Source organism: Lysinibacillus sp. BNK-21 (assembly GCF_048684915.1).
In the GTDB taxonomy this organism is placed as follows: Bacteria; Bacillota; Bacilli; order Bacillales_A; family Planococcaceae; genus Lysinibacillus; species Lysinibacillus capsici.
In genome coordinates this window covers 2,288,149-2,306,915 of record NZ_JBLQTS010000001.1, presented here as the reverse complement: position 1 = coordinate 2,306,915, position 18,767 = coordinate 2,288,149, and the positions used below count along the sequence as shown (strand labels likewise).

Below are 18,767 nucleotides of genomic sequence, written 5' to 3'. Positions count from 1 at the left end.
CCTTTACAATGAGCGATTGCTTTTATTATAGATAAAAATAAACACACGCATACATGGAGGCACAGCCAGCTAGCACAAAGAGATGCCAGATTGCATGGTTAAAGGGCAGAGAGCGCCATGCATAAAAGATGGCTCCAATCGTATAGAATAGCCCACCTGCTAGCAGTAAAGCAAAGCCATGTAAACCTAAATACAGATAAACGGGCTTAATGGCAAAAATAATTAACCAGCCCATACCAATATAAAAAATTAATGAAAGTACTTCAAAGCGATTAATAAAGAAACATTTAAACAATACACCAAGCACAGCCAATGACCAAATAATACATAGTAGCGTCAATCCAAGGGAACCACCAACGGCAATTAATAAAAACGGCGTATAGGTGCCGGCAATTAAAATATAAATGGACGAATGGTCCAAAATAGCGAAAAAGTGTTTATATTTTTCTGGCATACTGTGTAGTAATGTAGACATTAAAAACAGAATGATGACAGACGCACCGAAAATGCTGAAGGTTGTAATATGTAGGGCATTTCCTGTTTGTACGGCTGCTAACAGTAGAACAACCAGTGCTGGAATACTAGCAATGAAACCAATACCGTGTGTTATGGCATTCCACAGCTCTTCCCTCCATGATTTATAGTCAAATGAATCAACCATTTGAAACACTCCTTTCGTTCATACATTTACTATACCCCAATAATTTATAGATGAACATTTACATTTGTCATATAGTTCATATCAAAAATGTCATAAGCCTGTCATATTCTTTGAGGGGCATTGATAGACAAGAGGTAGGTGAAAACGCTATAGTATCCAAGGTAGCGTTTACATGCTAGCTAGGACAGAGCTTTGCCTAATGACAAATGTCATGTTTACATAATGATTCATTAGTCTATATAATAAATTTTAATGAAGTAAAAGGATGTGTCGAAGTGAGACGAATTCATATAGTAACGGACTCAACTTGTGATTTAACAAAAGAAGAAGTAGCACAACATGGCATACATATCGTGCCTTTAACGATTCAAATTGATGGTCAAACATATACAGATGGAGTGGACTTAGAGCCACAATCTTTTTTAGGCTTAATGAAAAATGCAAAAAATTTACCGAAAAGTTCACAACCAGCACCAGGTAAATTTAAGGAATTATATGATGAGCTCGGTAAAGATGGCGATCAAATTATCTCCATCCATATGACTGGTGGTATGAGTGGCACAGTAGAATCAGCTCGTCAAGCAGCTCAAATGACAGACGCCGATGTGACAGTCATTGACTCACGCTTTATCGCGATTGGTTTAGCTATCCAACTACGAGAGGCCATCCGCATGCGAGATGAAGGCGCAACTGTGGAGGACATCGTGGCACGTTTAGAAAAGGTACGAGACAATACACATTTATACGTTATTGTAGACACGCTCGAAAACTTAATCAAAGGCGGTCGAATTGGTAAAGGCACAGGCTTTATCGGTTCCCTCCTAAACATCAAAGTCATTGCCAACCTTGAAGGTGGCGTATACAATCCTGTGTCAAAGGTACGTAGTCATAAACAAGTAGTCAATTTTTTATTTAAACAATTCCAAGCAGATACAGCTGGAAAAACAGTTAAGGCAGTCGGCATTTCCCATGCAGATGGCCTAGTAACGATGGGCAACCCATTAAAAGCGCTGATCGAAGAAACTGGCTTTAACGATGTTGAAATTGCCTTTACATCTCCAATCATCTCGACACACACAGGTCCAGGAGCAATTGGTTTTATTTATTTTGCAGAATAACAGGAAGGAGCTACTACATAAGTAAATGTAGTGGCTTTTTTATTATACGTGGATCTACTAGCAGGATGAGCGGATTATTCAAAGATGAGCAGTTTTTGTTTAGCTGTGATCAGTTTTCGACTAACTATGAGCGTGAGCGGCTTTAAATAGTAATCGTGTTGAACAGTAGCTTCAATCAAACAGTGATCACGTTGCCACCAAAAATAATCAGACATCCTACTAATTATCATCCCTTCTGCATAAAGGCACACTGTATAAACACACATTTTTCCATACATACACCTGAGGAAATTTGGCAAGCACACAAAATTATGGAGAACTAAGGGGAAGTCACTTTTCATTGCGGCATGAACTATTCTATAATAGAAGTAATAGAAAGGGATGGAAGGTGGTCAAATGGACATTTGGCGATTTATGTTGTCATGTTTGACCGTCTTTGTACTAAGTGGTTGTGCAATATCAATCGATGAACCGAATCCGCAAGCAGAACCTGAAGGTGAGCAAGCAGGAACGGAGCAAGATATACCGCAGGATGAGCAACAAACAGAAGATGAGGAAAAAACATCTAAGAATATGTTGACGCAAATTTTTGAACATTTTTTTGAGCCATCAGCAGAGGATTTATCGCAAATTGATGAAGAACAAGCAAAGCAACTACATTACTTGGCACTGGGAGATTCGTTGACAGATGGTGTCGGTGATGAGTATAGTCAAGACGGTTATGTTGGAAGATTAGCAGATTCATTGCTCGCATGGCCTTCGATTTCGGATGTAGAGGTTGATAATCGGGGCAAACGTGGCAGACGCAGCGATCAGCTACTAAAATTAGTGAAAAAAGGGCATTATGATGAGGAGCTGCAAGAAGCACAGCTAATTTCCTTAACAATGGGTGGCAATGATGTCATGAAGGTCGTCAGGCAGGATTTATTTAACCTGAAACGTGATGCTTTTGATAAGGAATTACTGGCATACAAGGAACGTTACAGCAAAATCGTAGAAGGCATTCGTGCTAAAAATCCGACAGTGCCCTTATTACTCATTGGTTTTTACAATCCATTTTCGATTGTAACCAATGAGGCGAATGAATTTGATACGATTATCACAGAATGGAATAATGTGATAGAGGAAGTAGCCAGCAAGGATTCCAATGCTTGTTACGTATCAGTAGAAGATTTGTTTGATTCAAATGAAGAGCTCGTCTATCATACAGACTTTTTCCACCCGAATGCAAAGGGGTATGAAAAAATGACAGAGCGTATACTAGCAGCAATGGAGCAGTGTGGTATGGAAAAAAAGATTAACAAGGCAATAGGCTTCGAGGAGTGACAAAATGAATAAATGGAAAGTCGCGTTTTTCGCCTTAGCGGGCACAGTGCTTTTTGCAATCCTCCTCGTCGTTTTTTTAGCAACTAGACCAGTGGATGGCGTCCATGTTGCGAAGAGTTCAGCAGGTGAAAGTGAAAGCAAAGGAAATGTACTCGTGGTGCAAACCACAACAAAGGAATTAGAATCGATCTCAAAAAAATACCTAAAGGATGCAGCAAAAGGCTCACCTTTACCACTTGATTTCACAATTGGGGATGATATTCAACTACGTAGCACACTGACGGTATTCTATACGGAAATCCCCATTTCCATGAATTTTGATCCTATTGTGGATGACAAGGGGAATATTATTTTAAAACAGACAGGCATGAATGTAGGTTTATTAAACATTCCACCAGAAACGACAATGAAAATCATGCGCGATTCGGTGGAATTTCCCTCATGGATTACCGTGAATCCGAATAAAGCAGAAATATATATTGATTTATCGCGCATTAATATTGCCTCTGGTTCACGTGTACGTGCTAAAGAATTGGACTTACCAAAGGATAAAATCTTATTGGAAATTATTGTTCCTGGTGAATAAGGAGTGAAATGAATGGCAAAGCAATATGCAACATTTGCGGGAGGCTGTTTTTGGTGTATGGTCAAGCCCTTTGACGAAACACCTGGGATTAATTCCGTAATCTCAGGCTATACAGGTGGACATGTTGTAAATCCTACCTATGAACAGGTTTGCTCGGAAACAACAGGGCATGTGGAAGCTGTACAAATCACATTTGATGATGAGTTATATAGCTACGAGCAGCTACTTGCGATTTATTGGACTTTAATTGACCCAACAGATGCAGGGGGTCAATTTTACGACCGTGGAGAATCCTACACAACGGCCATTTTTTATCATAACGAAGAACAGCGTGAGCTAGCTGAACGTTCAAAGTCAGATTTACAAGCGTCTGGCAAGTTTGATAAACCAATTATGGTAAAAATTTTACCAGCCACTACGTTTTATCCGGCTGAGGATTATCATCAACAGTATTATAAGAAAAATCCAATGCACTATGAGCGCTATTCGATTGGATCAGGTCGTCGAGCGTTTCAGGAGCAACACTGGGGGAACAAACATGAATAAGGAACAACGTTTAAAAGAACTAACAGAGATGCAATACTATGTCACACAGGAAAATGGCACAGAGCCACCATTCCGTAATGAGTTTGATGACCATTTTGCAGAAGGCATCTACGTAGACATTGTGTCTGGCAAGCCTTTATTCAGCTCACTCGATAAATACAACTCAGGCTGTGGCTGGCCAGCCTTCACAAAGCCGATTGAAAAAGAACAGGTAACTGAGCATTTCGATACATCTCACGGTATGCGTCGTGTGGAGGTACGCAGCAAAGAAGCGGATTCGCATCTAGGACATGTCTTCCCAGACGGCCCAAGTGAGCAAGGTGGCTTACGCTACTGCATAAACTCAGCAGCGCTTCGATTTATCGCAAAAGAAGATTTAGAAAAAGAAGGCTATGGCGAATACCTAGCACTATTTAAATAGTAAAAACCTAGCAAGGTAGCTCCTTGCTAGGTTTTTTTATGGTCATGAGAAACAGCAGATTAGAAGGATAGAAATCTAAAAGTGGAGGATAAACCTGAAAAAGTAGCGGATAGATTGCTCAAAGTGAGGGATAGCCCCGCAAATTAGGGGGATAGCCCAGCAAAGTTAAGGGAGAACCAATAAAAAATTGGTTCTCCCTCTCTCTTTCAGTTCGCTTAAACTTTAAACTCGCTCACGAGGTTGCGTAGGCTATCTGCTTGTTGGGCAAGCTCAGTGGCAGCAGCGTTGATTTCCTGCATGGAGGCGGAGCCTTGTGTGGCTGCTGCCGCAGATGTCACAGTGTTGGCCGCGGATTGTTCTGCGTAGGCATTGACATGAATAAAGTCACTTGCCACCGCATTGCTATTTTCAAGCGTTGTCGCAATTTTATCCACCATGGCCGCGATGATTGACGTTGTTTCTTCGGTATGCGATAAAATGTTGGCTAAGGATTGATTTGTTTCGTTTGTTACTTCAACGCCTCTGATGACCGTTGTCACACCCTCGTGATTTTGAGCAATGATGGATGTGACCTCATCTTGGATAGATGTGACAATCGATGTCACCTCTTTCGCTGCACTTTGAGATTGCTCTGCCAGTTTGCGAACTTCATCGGCTACGACAGCAAAGCCTCGTCCATGCTCACCAGCCCTTGCCGCTTCAATCGCCGCATTTAAAGCGAGGAGATTCGTTTGCTCAGAAATGGCCGTGATCGTACCAATAATAGAGGTAATATTCGCAGATTTACGACCTAACGCCTCCACAGTAGATGTTGTAGAAGCCATTGTTTCTTCAATGGATTGCATGACGAGTGATGATTGCTCTACAGAGCGGCTACCTTCATCGGCTGCTTGCTGCATGGCGATAGAGGCACGATGGACAGCACTCGCTTGCTCATTTAATTGATGCATTGAATGCTCTAAGTCGCTCATTTTTTGCTGCGCACTATTCATACTGGAAATCGTATTGTCACTATCACTCGCAATATCTGCTGTCGCATCCGCAATATCCTGAATTGTACGCGCATTTTCATCTGCTAAGGACATTAGCTCCTGACTGCTGCTTGATACATGATCCGCCAACTCACTTACGCGTCGAATTAAGTTAGAAATCGACTCAATTAACGTATTTGTCGAGGCTGCAATAATCGAAAATTCATCACGATTACGCACATTTACACGTCTTGTCAAATCGCCTCCTGCTTGGGCAATATCAAGGATAGAGTCATTAATCGCTTGTGTATTACGTTTTAATGATTTAAATAGCATAAAGCCAAAAATTACAATCGCTAAAAAGCCAACAATTGAAACGAGAAAGAATGTAGTGATAGAAATATTTACCTGCTGGTTAAGCTTGTCTAATTTTGTTTTATTGGAATCGTCCATGACAGTATTAATGGTCTCAATGTTTTGATCGATATGTGTTTTCATTGTTTCCCCAGTAGCACCCATCATCAGTTTACGAGCCTGCTCAAGACCGAGCTCATCACGCATTGTCATGACTTTATCTGAATAATCAAGGTAATTTTTATAATATTGCTCGATTGCCTGCATATGACCGAGTTCCACTTGGCGATCTTGAAATTGATCTTTCAAAGCGGCTAGCTTTTTATTAATGGTATCTATTTTTAAATGATAAGAAGTAGAATAAATGCCGTTACCCGTAATTAAATACGATTGCTCTAAATTGGTCAGTCTAGCAATCTCATAGGCAAGTTGATTCACCGTTAGTTGCTCCTGCACATTTTTCTTTGTGAAATCTTCCATTTGGTGCTGCAAGTTTTGTATATTGACATAGGACAATATACCCATAATACCGTTAATTACAATAAGAAGTGCAAACATAATAAGCACTTTACCCCGAATTAAATGGTAAAAACGTTGTCGTTTTTCTTTAATAGGAGGGGGATTTTTCCCAGTTTCCCCTTGTGTAGAAGCTTTCCTCTTCTTAAAAAAGCTAAAAGTAAAGAGAGACGGGCGTTTTTTCGCTGTACCATGGGTTTTTTTAGTCTTTTTCATCGCCATCACCTTCCTATTTTTTAAATAATCGATTTCAATTTTATCTTATTTTGCTAGATTTTTCTATCTTTATTTCTAAAAATTAAAATTTTTCAGATAAAATAACTATGACAAAAGTCAGTATCGACCATGAAAATAGTTCTAAAATCATAAGTGGGTAAAATATTGTAGTAGTGGAATTTATGACGAATGCTATTTTTTTTGATACACTAGCGAAAAGCCAATGCATAAAAAGGGGAATTTGTTCGATGAAGAAAAGTTTTTATTTATATGTCCTAACCTATCGAGGTGGCGATTGGTCTGACCCTAAAGTACGCTTTGCAGAGGAAGTGTTTCATGAGCATAATTTTCCAAAGCAGAGCACAGACTTTAATGAGTTGTCCGACTATATAGAAACCTATGCAACGGAAAACCTAACAATCCAGACCTTTGATACTTTGTGGACACTTTATGAGGAACAAGCATAATTGTACGAAAACTATAAATAATTTTGTAGTTGCTAGACGTCTAGCATTGCGTAAATGACAGAAACACAGTATTATTTATAGTGATAACTGACAGAAAAGAGGGATTGCAGTATGAGTATTCATATTAATGCAAAAAAAGGTGAAATCGCTGACACAATTTTACTTCCAGGAGATCCATTGCGTGCAAAATACATTGCGGAAACATTTTTAGAAGATGTAATTTGCTACAACGAAGTACGTAATATGTTCGGATACACTGGTACGTATAAAGGGAAACGTATTTCTGTACAAGGAACTGGTATGGGTGTGCCATCTATTTCAATCTACGCAACAGAATTAATGCAAGAATATGATGTTCAAAAATTAATCCGTGTAGGTACTTGTGGTGCAATTCAAAAAGATGTAAAAGTACGTGACGTGATTTTAGCACAAGGAGCAACATCTGATACACGTATGAACCAAATCATCTGGGGCGGTGCTATCGATTTCGCACCAATCGCTGACTTTGATCTTTTATTAAAAGCATACAATGCAGGTAAAGATGCAGGTCTTAACTTACAAGTAGGGAATATCTTCACAGCAGATTTATTCTACTCAGATGAGCACCAAAACGAAAAATTAGCTCAATACGGCGTACTAGCGGTAGAAATGGAATCAGCAGCTCTTTACACATTAGCGGCAAAATTCGGCCGTAAAGCACTTGCTGTTCTAACAGTAAGTGACCATATCATCACTGGTGAAGTAACGACAGCTGAAGAACGTCAAACAACATTCAATGACATGATCGTGGTCGCTTTAGACGCAGCGATTCAAGACTAAGCTAACTGTAGCCATAATTAACTTTATAAAGAATGCAGGCAACCGACAAAAAACAGCCCATTTTCTAAGATGGGGTGGAAGTAGTCGGTTGCTTTTTTTAGGGGTAATTATAGACAGATTGTTCCAGTTTTGATACCAGTAGGCCCGTTAAATCCTGGGATTGTTGCAATTACCATGTTTGTTGCTATGTCGATGACAGACACCGTATTGTCTACTTGATTTGTTACATAGGCAAAAGTACCATCTGGCAAGATGGTTACTTGGTCTGGAGATGCACCTACAGGAATAGTTGCAATCACCGTATTGGTGGCTGTATTGATGACAGATACGGTATTATTGCCTTTATTCACAATGTAAACAAGCGTTCCATCAGGGGTAATCGCTGTTCCTACAGGTCCTGTACCAACAGGAATGGTAGCCACTACTGTATTGGTAGTGGTATTAATAACCGATACCGAATTGCTATTTTCATTTGTCACATAAGCAAATTGCCCGCTTGGAGTCAAAACAATGGATCTAGGACGAATTCCCACAGGGATTGTAGCAATCACCGTATTGGTTGCAGTATTAATAACAGATACTGAATTGGAATTCTCGTTGGCAACATAAGCAAACGCACTATTTGGCGTAAAGGCAATACCTTGAGGTTGTAGCCCTACTGGAATAGTGGCTGTTACGGTATTGGTGGCTGTATTAATGACCGATATAGTGTTCGATCCGTGATTGGATACATAAGCAAGTGCTCCATTTGGTGAAATGGCGACACCAAGGGGGTCAATGCCTACAGGAATGGTAGCGATTGGCAAGTTTGTGGCAGTACTAAAAACCGTTACATTATCCGAGAAGAGCGCTGGAACATAGCCGAAAGCGCCATTAGGTGTAATCGCTACTTCTAGCGGAGCAGATCCTACTGGAATGGTAGCGACGATTGTGTTTGTTGCGGTATCGATCACAGAAACTCTATTATCAGGCGTTGCGAGCTGCCCAGCATCTGTCACATAGACGAGATAATGACAACTTGGTGGTATGGGTAAAAATGGCGGCTTACATTTACAACGACAACAAGGACAACAACAGCGACAATGACAATTTGGATTTGACGTAAACTTGAATTTTTGAAAATATTTATGTTCTTTCCCCACACAGGACATCCTTTCAGTCATATATGGCTACTTTATGCGTAAAGAGCTAGGCTTGTTGTACGTTTACCTAGCCATTCTCTTTTACCATTTTTACTTGTTATTGGAATAGTTCTAAACTTCTGAGTACGGTTCTTCTAAAAAATGCAGTATGATGAAACTAAAAAGCATAGGAGACATGAAGATGTTTAGCTTGATTAAAAATGATATAAGATTCATTGAAATTGAATATGATCTTCGTTATAAGGGATCTTCGAAAACATTTTCCTGATTTGACGATAAAAATCAATTTTATTACATTAGCTTTCCAATAGCTTCTTCGATATCTTTTCATTCGTACACTAACTCTTTTAACACTTTCCTACCAATTGTAATTTCTAAGCTTCGCCCCATAATGTTCATAAAAATAACGTGTTTTATTCTATAGCTAAGACTTCGACAAATATAGTTTGGTAGTTCTTTTGATGAAAGCAATGAAAGATTTCCTTCAGCAATTGTTTTCCTATCCCTTTTCTGTGATAGTTTTCTAAAAGATAGAGCGTTTCTACATACTTGGAATGGGGAAGGGTTTGAGTCTATTTTACTTGCAGATGTGAAGCCAATAATGTCGTCTAATTCATTTTCAGCTACTAGTACATACTTCGTTTTGTCGGCAATTTCTTGTGTCCATAATTGCGTTTTTGTTCGTAGGATAATTTACTTTAATATTTTGCTGGCACAATATGCTTATAGGTTGTTCACTAACTATCAACATGTACTTTTCCAATACCTTTCGCATCTTTATAGTTGCCTTTCTAATGATCAAATTTATCACCTCCTATTAAATCTTTATAAACAGAATGATAACATCTCTATAGTTTATTTACTTAATAAGGTAAAATATGAAATGTATAGGTTTATAGAGGGTGGTGATATTCAATTTGATGTGTCAAATGATGAACAACTATTTAGTTTTAGATCTGGTTTAGCCTTTATAGCTATCCCACAATTTTTCTCCACGCTCACCAGTTTTTATCAAGGTAATACAAATGAAGTAAAAATAGATTGTCACGGAAACTATGATTACTATATTTTTTCCAGCTATGGTGAATACATATTAATTGAACATAAAAGTCATTATCCTATCGAAAGAATATTTAATTATCAATTTTCTCTTAAGGGGTATATGGAGGCTATAGATCAAGGCTTCAAGAAATATTTGGAGCAGTTAGAGAATGAAGGAATCTTCCCATTGGAAAATCATGCATTTGCTGATCCTTTAGGAGAAGATGTTTTAAATGCTTTCTATAACTTTTCTTCATTATTAAAAGCTTGAAGAGCAATGAAAAAAATAAAGTATGACCGCTTCAAAATAGAAGCTCTATTTTACAGATAAATTTTAGCAGCCGATTCTTAACCAGACAAGGAGGAGGGTGAACCTTGAAAAAAATAGGTTTACTAATAGCAACTCTTTTCGTAGTAAGTGGGGTCTTTATTGATAGCAATAAATTATTATATCCTCCTTTGCCAATCGATTCCTTTACACCAAAGGAAGCTATACAAAAATTAAATGCATCCCCCTTTGATTTAGTGGCGCTCTCCAATGATAAGCAGGCAACTTGGTACCTCGCAGCCAATTCAGCTAGGGGCATACAGAAGGTGGACGAGGACATTCAGCAAATGATGGCTGATGAAGGATGGGCATTTCTTGAAAAAGAGGGGAGCGGGTTATTTTTCGAAAAAAATGGGGAACGTTCTATTGTGACAACGGAAATGTGGACGAAGCAGTATGTGCTTGTTCAAATTCAGAAATGAGGTGCTCTATGGAAGTCTGGGATCTCTATGATAAAAATCGCCAAAAAAAAATAAGCGTCATGTACGTGGGACAGCATTAGCAGCTGAAGATTACCATATCGTTGTGCACGTATGGATTCGCAATAACAGGGGAGAATTCCTTTTAACAAAAAGACATCCCAATAAACATTAGCCTCATTTATGGGAATGTCCAGGAGGCTCTATAGTAACGGGTGAAAGCAGTTTGGACGGGGCTATTCGTGAGGTAGAAGAGGAAATAGGGATATCATTATTGAGGACCAATGGACAATTAGTAAAGAGTGAACGACGTGATTGTTTCAATGATTTTTATGACGTTTGGTTATTTGAGCAAAGCTTTGAAATTAGTGACACAAAACTTCAGGAGGAGGAAGTGACAGCAGTTCAATGGGTCACAAAGCTAGAGCTTGAAAAGATGCTACACGCGAATAACGTAGTACCGACACTTCGCTACTTTACGTCCATTTTTAACGATAAGACTATGCCATGTTAGTGTTATGTCAGCATAATTCTGATTCTGTAGGTTAACCTATACTTAAATAGGTTAGAGGAGCGGTAAAATGTGACTAAGCGTATTCTTATTGGACTAGCTTTATTTACGTATGTTTCCACTTTTAATTTGGTTTTTGCAAAGGACAGTGATTCGCCACAACCTCTTGAAGAATTTCTTCCTGAAATCGGCTATAAAACAGTAGAAATAGCTGTAAAAGAGTTCGAACACCACTATAATAAAGAGCTGAAGCTACCCCTACGAGTACCGCCAATCAGCTTTACGCATCACTTTGGAAGGTTTAGTGATTTAGAAGGAGAAATGAATGATCAGCTGGAGGTGGTAATGATCAGTGATCAATTGCCACAAAATCATTTCAAAATCAAGGTTCGACCAATTCAGCATAAAATGTCATTTGAAAAATATAAAATAGATGTATTTAAGTTGAAAAATGGCAGTGAGGCAGCCTATATTGAAAATCCACGAATTGGTTTTCATTTACTCGTGTTTGAAAGAGACAATTGGCAATATGTCTTTAGTATTGATCGAGATGTGGCAGATCAAGTAACGGCTGAAGTCTTGATTGATATTGCTAATTCAATTGATTATCCAAAGCAAAAGTATTAGCCCCTCTAATTTTTATTCTTACTGTTCAGTTCCTCTCGTAATTTCTTTAGTTCCTCCGTTTGCTCCAAAATAGAATTGTTAACTCGTCTAATCGAATCATATATAGCAAAAATCCCCGCAAAAATAAGAATGATAACTAATAATTCCATTGTGCACCTACTTTCTATTTATACAATGATTGTAACAGGAATTTCTAAATGTTCGAAGAATTAGTTAGGTGGAGGTGCTTGTCATGCAGAGATATGTTTATATCATATGGTTCCAAGGGAAATGGTGGGTCATGAGCTCATGCCACTAAATAGGTTAGGGGCATTATTTCCACATTTATATGAACGATATTCGAAAAAATATTTTGATCATCCTGAGAGACCGAAATTATTCATGAAAGAAATTCCTCACTTAAATTGCTTGTGGAATGATGTTGTTCATTTCCTACCAATCCATCCTAGTCATCTATATAAGGCTTTAACAGAGCTTGGTATTGAAACGAGAGGAAGCCTAATGTTTTATCAAATTCCAATCCAAAAACTAGCGGTTAATCGTAATGCGATGTACCTGTATTCCAAGGAACACTATAAAGGGCCAGCAGGGGCAATTGCTGCAGAGGATATAAAGCTACTGTCGTTACCTGATTATAGAGAACTAGAACAGCTACCATCAGCAACAGTAGACTATTTCCAAACGGAGAAAGAACAAGGGAAGAACTTTGGGCTTTTTGCGTATATTCCGCATCTCTTCAGCTTAGGCAATATCAACGTAGATGAAGCGGAAATCATTACATGGAATCACTTCAATCCTAGCTGAGGTGGAAAAAGAAATAGGGTATGCCGAGTAGTTGGCTACCCTTAAATGTCATAATTTCTTCCACCTACTCATTAGCTATGATTTCTATTAGACTGTCGAAATACTAGTTGAAGCAAATAGACAATCAATCGAAAAATGAGTAGATAAATAAAAGCTTCAATCAAGCTTGTTGCTAGTATCATTACATAACGACCGAAATCTTCTAACTCATGAAAAGTATATGTTTGTATGTGCCAATCAAAAAATAATGCTTTGTAACTCGTCCCCAAAAAGATGGGTATGAAAAGTAGCCAATAAAAGGGCGGTAAACTAAATTTATAGCCTTTAACCAGCAAGGGACTCCCCTCCTCAACTTTTAAGTGATCATAACATAAAAGAAAATATTTTAGTATATTATGGAAGTATTAAATGATAATACGAATACATTATTTACAATTATAGTAATTTAAAGGTATTATTAGTAAGTTGACATAATGCCCAGAAAGGTATAATTCCATGAAAATGATCCATTCAAGCAAGATTCAACCCGAAGTGAAAACATTATTATCCTATGCTACTTCCGAAAAGAAAGTGGATAGGGAATATCCATTGTATATCGAAAATCCTGAAAGAGTGTTGTATGGCTATACCATCGAGCAAGATTTAGTCGGTTGTATAGGAATCGTTAAAGGAGAGGCAAATCGCTGTGAAATTAAACATATTGCCGTATCGCCCGTTTTTCGTGGAAAGGGCATTGGACGTGAGATGATTCGGTATGTAGAAGAACATCATGCTTTTTCTTCCATTTATGCAGAAACAGATCAAGAAGCCGTCCTCTTTTATAAAAATCTCGGCTTTCACATTACAAGTTTAGGAGAAAAATACCCTGGAGTGGAGCGTTTTGGCTGTCTATTAACCTGCACTATCTAATGGTCAATTCGTTGTACTGTCGATAAACGTCCACTTATATGCTTTTTACGCCCTGTTATTTGTCTGTGTTAAAAGATCGGAGATTTGAATGGTACGCTAACATAGAAAGGAGCTATAAAAATGAAACAAAAATTGTGGTGGATTGTATGTGGCTTGGCATTGTTCATAGCAGGCTATTCGGTTGTTCAATATTTACTATTCGATGCACGGCAGGCGGGATTTGTTCAATTAAAGCTTATGCTTAGTGCAACATTGCATTCATTTTGGTATATCATGCTCTATATACATATTGTATTCGGTATATTAGCCCTCGTCATCGGTCCTTTTACGTTGTCATCAAAGTTACGAGAGAAAAATGTGAAACGCCATAGACTACTAGGCAATATCTATATGGTTAGTATTTTGTTTGGTGGCTTGGCTGGACTTTATTTAGCGCTGAACGCAACAGGGGGATGGGTAGCACAGCTAGGCTTTGCTTTATTAGCCATAGGGTGGCTCTTCACCATGTTTCAAGCGCTGGTCCATATTAAAAAAAGAAATATCCAAGGCCATCAGAAATGGATGCTAAGAAATTATGCTTTAACCTTCGCAGCTGTCACATTGCGAATTTGGCTCCCTTTGTTTACGGTAGTATTTGGCTTTGAAAATTTTGAATCTAGTTATGCCTCTATCGCTTGGCTATGCTGGGTACCCAATTTAATCGTGATGGAATGGTATATCCAGCGTAAGCTGCATGCATTTATAGACAATCGACATGTAACAAAAACGACTTGACTTGAATGTCTTCTTCGAGCATTGGGATTAAATAGAGCCTAATGCTTTTTACGTTTGCAATAATTTTAATTAGTATCTAAATACATGCAAATTGTTCTTTTGGTCCATAGTGGCAAGAAGGACATCTTTTATTTCTAGCTTATAAGTTGTTTTCAGTTGACCCATCAACCATTGCTCAGAATGCTTGGTTTTGCTTAACTCATGGTAATCAATTTTTCCCTCTTTAATAAGAACCGTGGGAAGAAAAAAAGGATTAGACTGTACACTTATATCTGCTCGTGTTGGTGTTTGGTAGGGTGTATGCAAAAAACTAGAGATCGATCCGTCTGGTTCCCATAATGCGAGTGCTACATTTTGAACCTCTTCAATTTTTTCCTTTCTTAACTCGGATAAAAGTAAATCCACAGATATTCTAGCCTTTTGTAAGTTGGCGCTAATAATTTGCCCATTTTTAATTAAGGGAATCGGCGTAGAGTCTATCAAATGACGAAAGGCAACCCATTTTAGGCTCAAAAAAACACCGATGAGGTAGAGCGCAACTAAAACGGCCATGGTAATCATGGAACCCTTCATTCCTAAACCTTCATCAGATAAGGGATGTGCGATAATATTCCCAAGTGTGATAGCCATTGCAAAATCCAGCATTCTTAACTGAGAAATAGAGCGCTGTCCCATAATTTTTGTTGCGAAAAGTAGGAAGAAAAAAGCGACAATGGCTCGGAGAATCCATTGAGTAGCAGTAAGTGATTCTTGACTATGAAAAAATTCCACAGCGACACATCTCCTTTTTTCTTATTGTTTCCTTCCGTTACATGATTATGCGGATCTTCAGGATTGAAACGAAATAGACTTGTAAAAATATGTTCAAAACGATATTGTTAAAATAAAAAAACTATTATTTAGTAATTTTAAGAAAATCAGGAGAATACCTATGCAAACAAAATTACAAAATATTCTTATCGACATACAAGAGAAGGTTAATTTTTCAGGAACGGTGCTAGTGGAAAATCAGGAGAAGGTTGCCTTAGTCAACCAAAGTTTTGGCTATGCGAATCGCTCAGAACAAATCGACAATCATGCCAAAACTCGTTTTGGCATTGCCTCTGGCTGTAAAATTTTTACCGCAGTCGCTATTTGTCAGCTTATTGAAAAAGGGAAGCTAGCATTTGATACAAAATTATGCGATTGTCTGCCTCAACTATTTAAGCACTTCGATGAGCAAGTAACCATCGCTCATCTGCTAACACATACGTCAGGAATACCCGATTATTTTGATGAGGAAGAAATGGAGAATTTTGAAGCGTTATGGGTTGAAAATCCGATGTACCAGCTTCGAACATTGCGAGATTTCTTACCATTATTTCAGAATCGTCCAATGAAGTATAAAGTTGGTGAGCGATTTCACTATAATAATGCAGGATATATTGTATTAGGGTTAATTGTAGAGCATGCAACTGGTATGGATTTTTCCGCTTACATTCAACAACATCTTTTCGATCCGGTGAATATGACGGAATCAGGCTATTTTTCGTTAGATTCTTTGCCAGCTAATACAGCATTAGGGTACATAGACAACCCAGATGGAACTTGGAAAACAAATATCTATTCTTTACCTGTAAAAGGGGGTTCTGATGGGGGAGCATTCGTAACAGGGAAGGATATGGCAAAGTTCTGGAGTGCACTTATGAATTTCGAACTTTTAAATGAAGAGTTAACGAATCAACTGTTAATGCCTCATGTCGAACTGAATGAAAATGATTGTTATGGCTATGGTGTATGGATTAAGAAGAATAGTGAACAAGCAATACTGAAATACCATGTGATGGGGTATGATCCTGGCGTGTGCTTCCATTCAGCCTATTATCCTGCTTCTTCCATCAAAGTTGTCGTATGTTCCAATAAATCTAAGGGCGCTCTTGATATGATGAAAGGAATAGAGGCTATCCTATAAAAGAATAAGGCTTGTCTGTGAAAAAGATTACAGGCAAGCCTATTGCTAGTTATTAAGTAATACCACCATGTATATTACAATAATACTCGATCTCAATAATATGAGGTGAGGATACACCATTATATGAATAGTAACCACCGATTGCAATATTGTAAGCACTGCCATGATCTTTAATGGAAGGGTCATACCCCGTTTGCGTCCAGTAGCCTTTACCCTGTTCAATTTTAGAAGACAAGGAATGCATAACCGAAAATAACTGTCTTCCACCAGGAATGTCCATGCTTAGTTGGGTGTCAAATGAACCATCAACACGAATGATTGTTCGATGTGCCCCCATATGTAATTCAACGAATTTTGGTACTTTAACTGGAGAAAAAACTTCCTTATTATCGGCCACGACATAAGAAGTGTCTATTCTGCCTTTTAACATGTCTTCAAAATCTTTTAATTCAAGCCAATAATTTGCTGAAAATGTTGTAATGGGATCTAGCTTAAAGCCTGTACCATATTCTTCATTTAGTTTATTGACAATAGCCGAATATTCTTTATAGTAGTATTCTTTCTGTGGTAGCGTTAAAACTAATGGAACAGGTGCCATGACAGATTCCATTGCTATTATTTGTTTATCTACTGATGTAGATAGTGGTGAGGCTGCTTTGTCATCCTTTTCACAGCCTGTTAGGAAGATGGCTCCTACTACAATGCTTGTCACCAAATATCTTTTCAACACCTTCACCTCCCAAAAATGAATAAAATCTATTATACCATACATAAATATGTATAATTTCGTTTTTTTGGTAAAATGATAATTTCCTAGTATATTGTAGAGAGAACAACGATTAAGCAAGTGTAAGGGGCGGTATAGTGGCAATTTTAAAAGATGATTCGAGTCATCCGAGTTGTGAGGTAGAGCTAGATATTTTAATGGTGAACGAGGAAAGTGTAAAGTTTCGTATTGAATTTCGCTTTGGGCCAGCTTTCCCAGCGATAAATACTGAGATTTATTGTTTAAAAAGAGATTTCCTTCAATTATTAGAAGACATAACACAATTGGAGCCTGCTTATTTAAGTATGCTGGAGCCGCATGATCCTGGCCTATGCATCTATCATATCCCTCATTATGGTGAATATTTTTTTCCTGGATACGGTATCTTTCAAATTCCTGAAGAGGAGAGGGAGGAAGCAGAGCAACGTTATAAATTAGTGTTTGTACTAGATGCTTATGAGAAGAATCATCATGGTGCAAGAGAATGTGGGCCTGCATTATGTATTATTGTGACGATGGAACAAATCCGAGTCTTCATTACCACTTTGCGAGAACAAGTAAAGAAATTCAAAAGTAAAAGGTGATACAACGGTCATTCATTCTCTTCTACAACGATGCTATAGGATAGGTTGAGACGATCACATACCCAATTTTTAAATAGATGATCAATTTGTTTTTTTATTTCATCGCTAGGTAATTGCTCATTAATCCCTAATTGTTCAAACGAAAATGTTTCCTGAATTTGATCGGTATATTTCGTATTAAAGGTAAACGTAATGAGTTTAGACACGTTGATTTTCCTCCGTTTTCTAGCGTGTACATTTATGAGCCAATTATTAGAAATTGAATGTCGTTGATATTTGTAAATAAATTTTTTATCTTTGGGTAAAAAGAATAGAAAATGCTGTCGGCTGAATTATCATGAATAGAGACAGTGTAAGTAGCATAATTTTCTAGCAATTGTTTTAACGGTTAGATTATTTGTTCATTCGGTGTTTCAGCTTTTGTTCTTTTGCTAGTTCAAGAGTGATTGCTGCCGTCATATTTAGTATATCTAATTGTCAAAAGGTAATGTAACAAGTATGAAATTTATAAAGTATTTTTGTTGAAATTTAGTATAAGCTTTTGTACATGTAGGTGTAATAGTCACCATTAAGGAGCAGTATACTTCTGTTTTCTTCTCTTCTTTTGCTTATAGGTAAGATAAGAAGTTTTTAAGGAGGCATAACTTCCAATTGCTGCATAGCCATAAAACCAGCCCATGAATAGTCCTGCAAGAAGATTATGTCGGTGGCTGATGAAAATAGAAATGAATAAGCCGACAACTAGTGCAATGGTTGGAACCCAAAAAGGCTTTATATGACACATTTTCTTAATGAGTTGGGTAATCATCATAACTACAGGGACTGCAACGACGGCATCCCAAAAATTTGTATGTATGAGTGGAAAGTGTTCCATTCTGTTCACCTCTCATTGACTATTTTGAACTTATTG

24 protein-coding genes are annotated in these 18,767 nt (G+C 37.9%); 16 read left to right on the top strand and 8 right to left on the bottom strand.

From position 1 onward, the window contains the following. Positions 1-25 precede the first annotated feature (25 nt). On the bottom strand, positions 26-661 hold the full coding sequence (gene trhA, locus ACMGGO_RS11705; RefSeq protein WP_048395699.1) for a PAQR family membrane homeostasis protein TrhA: 636 nt from the start codon (positions 659-661) through the stop codon (positions 26-28). Between the two features lie 275 nt (positions 662-936). Between trhA and ACMGGO_RS11700 the strand changes: the two genes are divergently transcribed. From ACMGGO_RS11700 to msrB, 5 genes are all read left to right on the top strand, one after another. Continuing rightward, the gene (locus tag ACMGGO_RS11700) at positions 937-1,779 is read left to right on the top strand and encodes a DegV family protein (protein ID WP_036080608.1); all 843 of its coding nucleotides are present in this window, start codon (positions 937-939) and stop codon (positions 1,777-1,779) included. Between the two features lie 396 nt (positions 1,780-2,175). Next, entirely contained in the window at positions 2,176-3,105 is a 930-nt protein-coding gene (locus tag ACMGGO_RS11695; RefSeq protein ID WP_227744879.1) for a GDSL-type esterase/lipase family protein, read from the top strand. Between the two features lie 4 nt (positions 3,106-3,109). After that, the gene (locus ACMGGO_RS11690) at positions 3,110-3,691 is read left to right on the top strand and encodes a YpmS family protein (protein WP_048395694.1); all 582 of its coding nucleotides are present in this window, start codon (positions 3,110-3,112) and stop codon (positions 3,689-3,691) included. Between the two features lie 12 nt (positions 3,692-3,703). Beyond that, positions 3,704-4,237: a peptide-methionine (S)-S-oxide reductase MsrA gene (gene msrA, locus ACMGGO_RS11685; RefSeq protein WP_420281917.1), complete on the top strand. Its 534-nt coding sequence runs from the start codon at positions 3,704-3,706 to the stop codon at positions 4,235-4,237. Then, positions 4,230-4,658 carry a peptide-methionine (R)-S-oxide reductase MsrB gene (msrB, locus tag ACMGGO_RS11680; protein WP_048395692.1) on the top strand — a complete coding sequence of 143 codons (429 nt, stop codon included), beginning with the start codon at positions 4,230-4,232 and terminating at the stop codon, positions 4,656-4,658. Before msrA ends, msrB begins: the two co-directional genes overlap by 8 nt. A 215-nt stretch (positions 4,659-4,873) precedes the next feature. Here msrB and ACMGGO_RS11675 read toward each other — a convergent pair whose 3' ends face one another. Beyond that, positions 4,874-6,715 carry a methyl-accepting chemotaxis protein gene (locus ACMGGO_RS11675; RefSeq protein WP_420281916.1) on the bottom strand — a complete coding sequence of 614 codons (1,842 nt, stop codon included), beginning with the start codon at positions 6,713-6,715 and terminating at the stop codon, positions 4,874-4,876. 248 nt (positions 6,716-6,963) lie between these two features. Here ACMGGO_RS11675 and ACMGGO_RS11670 point away from each other — a divergent pair, with 248 nt between their 5' ends. Both ACMGGO_RS11670 and deoD read left to right on the top strand, forming a co-directional pair. Then, on the top strand, positions 6,964-7,182 hold the full coding sequence (locus ACMGGO_RS11670; protein WP_048395688.1) for a YozE family protein: 219 nt from the start codon (positions 6,964-6,966) through the stop codon (positions 7,180-7,182). 111 nt (positions 7,183-7,293) lie between these two features. Continuing rightward, entirely contained in the window at positions 7,294-8,001 is a 708-nt protein-coding gene (deoD, locus tag ACMGGO_RS11665) for a purine-nucleoside phosphorylase (protein ID WP_048395686.1), read from the top strand. Positions 8,002-8,108: 107 nt separating this feature from the next. Here deoD and ACMGGO_RS11660 read toward each other — a convergent pair whose 3' ends face one another. Both ACMGGO_RS11660 and ACMGGO_RS11655 read right to left on the bottom strand, forming a co-directional pair. Then, positions 8,109-9,152 carry a beta-propeller fold lactonase family protein gene (locus ACMGGO_RS11660; RefSeq protein WP_328012332.1) on the bottom strand — a complete coding sequence of 348 codons (1,044 nt, stop codon included), beginning with the start codon at positions 9,150-9,152 and terminating at the stop codon, positions 8,109-8,111. 404 nt (positions 9,153-9,556) lie between these two features. Next, positions 9,557-9,646: a hypothetical protein gene (locus ACMGGO_RS11655; RefSeq protein ID WP_333880816.1), complete on the bottom strand. Its 90-nt coding sequence runs from the start codon at positions 9,644-9,646 to the stop codon at positions 9,557-9,559. Between the two features lie 380 nt (positions 9,647-10,026). On the opposite strand from ACMGGO_RS11655, the gene ACMGGO_RS11650 reads away from it, so the two are divergent. The 7 genes from ACMGGO_RS11650 to ACMGGO_RS11620 all read left to right on the top strand — a co-directional run bounded on the left by ACMGGO_RS11650 (position 10,027) and on the right by ACMGGO_RS11620 (position 14,556). Next, positions 10,027-10,455 carry a hypothetical protein gene (locus ACMGGO_RS11650; RefSeq protein WP_420281915.1) on the top strand — a complete coding sequence of 143 codons (429 nt, stop codon included), beginning with the start codon at positions 10,027-10,029 and terminating at the stop codon, positions 10,453-10,455. Between the two features lie 104 nt (positions 10,456-10,559). Next, on the top strand, positions 10,560-10,934 hold the full coding sequence (locus ACMGGO_RS11645; protein WP_420281914.1) for a hypothetical protein: 375 nt from the start codon (positions 10,560-10,562) through the stop codon (positions 10,932-10,934). 223 nt (positions 10,935-11,157) lie between these two features. Further along, on the top strand, positions 11,158-11,445 hold the full coding sequence (locus ACMGGO_RS11640) for an NUDIX domain-containing protein (protein ID WP_374805424.1): 288 nt from the start codon (positions 11,158-11,160) through the stop codon (positions 11,443-11,445). A gap of 69 nt (positions 11,446-11,514) precedes the next feature. After that, the gene (locus tag ACMGGO_RS11635; protein WP_374805426.1) at positions 11,515-12,069 is read left to right on the top strand and encodes a hypothetical protein; all 555 of its coding nucleotides are present in this window, start codon (positions 11,515-11,517) and stop codon (positions 12,067-12,069) included. A 288-nt stretch (positions 12,070-12,357) separates the two neighbouring features. Beyond that, positions 12,358-12,873 carry a group-specific protein gene (locus ACMGGO_RS11630; RefSeq protein ID WP_374805428.1) on the top strand — a complete coding sequence of 172 codons (516 nt, stop codon included), beginning with the start codon at positions 12,358-12,360 and terminating at the stop codon, positions 12,871-12,873. Positions 12,874-13,368: 495 nt separating this feature from the next. After that, the gene (locus tag ACMGGO_RS11625; protein WP_259950695.1) at positions 13,369-13,782 is read left to right on the top strand and encodes a GNAT family N-acetyltransferase; all 414 of its coding nucleotides are present in this window, start codon (positions 13,369-13,371) and stop codon (positions 13,780-13,782) included. Between the two features lie 120 nt (positions 13,783-13,902). Next, the gene (locus ACMGGO_RS11620) at positions 13,903-14,556 is read left to right on the top strand and encodes a DUF2306 domain-containing protein (RefSeq protein ID WP_066036821.1); all 654 of its coding nucleotides are present in this window, start codon (positions 13,903-13,905) and stop codon (positions 14,554-14,556) included. A gap of 69 nt (positions 14,557-14,625) precedes the next feature. Here ACMGGO_RS11620 and ACMGGO_RS11615 read toward each other — a convergent pair whose 3' ends face one another. Continuing rightward, positions 14,626-15,327 (bottom strand): DUF421 domain-containing protein, encoded by a 702-nt coding sequence (locus ACMGGO_RS11615; RefSeq protein ID WP_387254004.1) that lies wholly within the window; start codon positions 15,325-15,327, stop codon positions 14,626-14,628. A gap of 160 nt (positions 15,328-15,487) precedes the next feature. Between ACMGGO_RS11615 and ACMGGO_RS11610 the strand changes: the two genes are divergently transcribed. Then, a complete protein-coding gene (locus ACMGGO_RS11610; RefSeq protein ID WP_288583127.1) occupies positions 15,488-16,507 on the top strand; it encodes a serine hydrolase domain-containing protein in 1,020 nt (339 codons plus the stop codon). A gap of 52 nt (positions 16,508-16,559) precedes the next feature. Here the strand turns inward: ACMGGO_RS11610 and ACMGGO_RS11605 are convergent, their stop codons facing one another. Then, entirely contained in the window at positions 16,560-17,237 is a 678-nt protein-coding gene (locus ACMGGO_RS11605; RefSeq protein WP_231595642.1) for a hypothetical protein, read from the bottom strand. A 134-nt stretch (positions 17,238-17,371) separates the two neighbouring features. Here ACMGGO_RS11605 and ACMGGO_RS11600 point away from each other — a divergent pair, with 134 nt between their 5' ends. Further along, complete coding sequence (locus ACMGGO_RS11600; protein WP_054548636.1) at positions 17,372-17,857, top strand: hypothetical protein; 486 nt, start codon at positions 17,372-17,374, stop codon at positions 17,855-17,857. Between the two features lie 8 nt (positions 17,858-17,865). Here the strand turns inward: ACMGGO_RS11600 and ACMGGO_RS11595 are convergent, their stop codons facing one another. Together ACMGGO_RS11595 and ACMGGO_RS11590 are read right to left on the bottom strand one after the other, a co-directional pair. Then, positions 17,866-18,063 carry a hypothetical protein gene (locus tag ACMGGO_RS11595; protein WP_009371305.1) on the bottom strand — a complete coding sequence of 66 codons (198 nt, stop codon included), beginning with the start codon at positions 18,061-18,063 and terminating at the stop codon, positions 17,866-17,868. 362 nt (positions 18,064-18,425) lie between these two features. After that, the gene (locus ACMGGO_RS11590) at positions 18,426-18,731 is read right to left on the bottom strand and encodes a hypothetical protein (RefSeq protein ID WP_048392961.1); all 306 of its coding nucleotides are present in this window, start codon (positions 18,729-18,731) and stop codon (positions 18,426-18,428) included. Positions 18,732-18,767 lie beyond the last annotated feature (36 nt).

Bases quoted from the DNA above. Each gene is read 5' to 3' on its own strand.
- ACMGGO_RS11620 (WP_066036821.1), top strand. From the start codon at position 13,903: ATGAAACAAAAATTGTGGTGGATTGTATGTGGCTTGGCATTGTTCATA.
- msrA (WP_420281917.1), top strand. From the start codon at position 3,704: ATGGCAAAGCAATATGCAACATTTGCGGGAGGCTGTTTTTGGTGTATG.
- msrB (WP_048395692.1), top strand. From the start codon at position 4,230: ATGAATAAGGAACAACGTTTAAAAGAACTAACAGAGATGCAATACTAT.
- ACMGGO_RS11675 (WP_420281916.1), bottom strand. From the start codon at position 6,715: ATGAAAAAGACTAAAAAAACCCATGGTACAGCGAAAAAACGCCCGTCT.
- ACMGGO_RS11670 (WP_048395688.1), top strand. From the start codon at position 6,964: ATGAAGAAAAGTTTTTATTTATATGTCCTAACCTATCGAGGTGGCGAT.
- ACMGGO_RS11610 (WP_288583127.1), top strand. From the start codon at position 15,488: ATGCAAACAAAATTACAAAATATTCTTATCGACATACAAGAGAAGGTT.
- ACMGGO_RS11650 (WP_420281915.1), top strand. From the start codon at position 10,027: ATGTATAGGTTTATAGAGGGTGGTGATATTCAATTTGATGTGTCAAAT.
- trhA (WP_048395699.1), bottom strand. From the start codon at position 661: ATGGTTGATTCATTTGACTATAAATCATGGAGGGAAGAGCTGTGGAAT.
- ACMGGO_RS11625 (WP_259950695.1), top strand. From the start codon at position 13,369: ATGAAAATGATCCATTCAAGCAAGATTCAACCCGAAGTGAAAACATTA.
- ACMGGO_RS11660 (WP_328012332.1), bottom strand. From the start codon at position 9,152: ATGTCCTGTGTGGGGAAAGAACATAAATATTTTCAAAAATTCAAGTTT.
- deoD (WP_048395686.1), top strand. From the start codon at position 7,294: ATGAGTATTCATATTAATGCAAAAAAAGGTGAAATCGCTGACACAATT.
- ACMGGO_RS11695 (WP_227744879.1), top strand. From the start codon at position 2,176: ATGGACATTTGGCGATTTATGTTGTCATGTTTGACCGTCTTTGTACTA.
- ACMGGO_RS11590 (WP_048392961.1), bottom strand. From the start codon at position 18,731: ATGGAACACTTTCCACTCATACATACAAATTTTTGGGATGCCGTCGTT.
- ACMGGO_RS11690 (WP_048395694.1), top strand. From the start codon at position 3,110: ATGAATAAATGGAAAGTCGCGTTTTTCGCCTTAGCGGGCACAGTGCTT.
- ACMGGO_RS11630 (WP_374805428.1), top strand. From the start codon at position 12,358: ATGCCACTAAATAGGTTAGGGGCATTATTTCCACATTTATATGAACGA.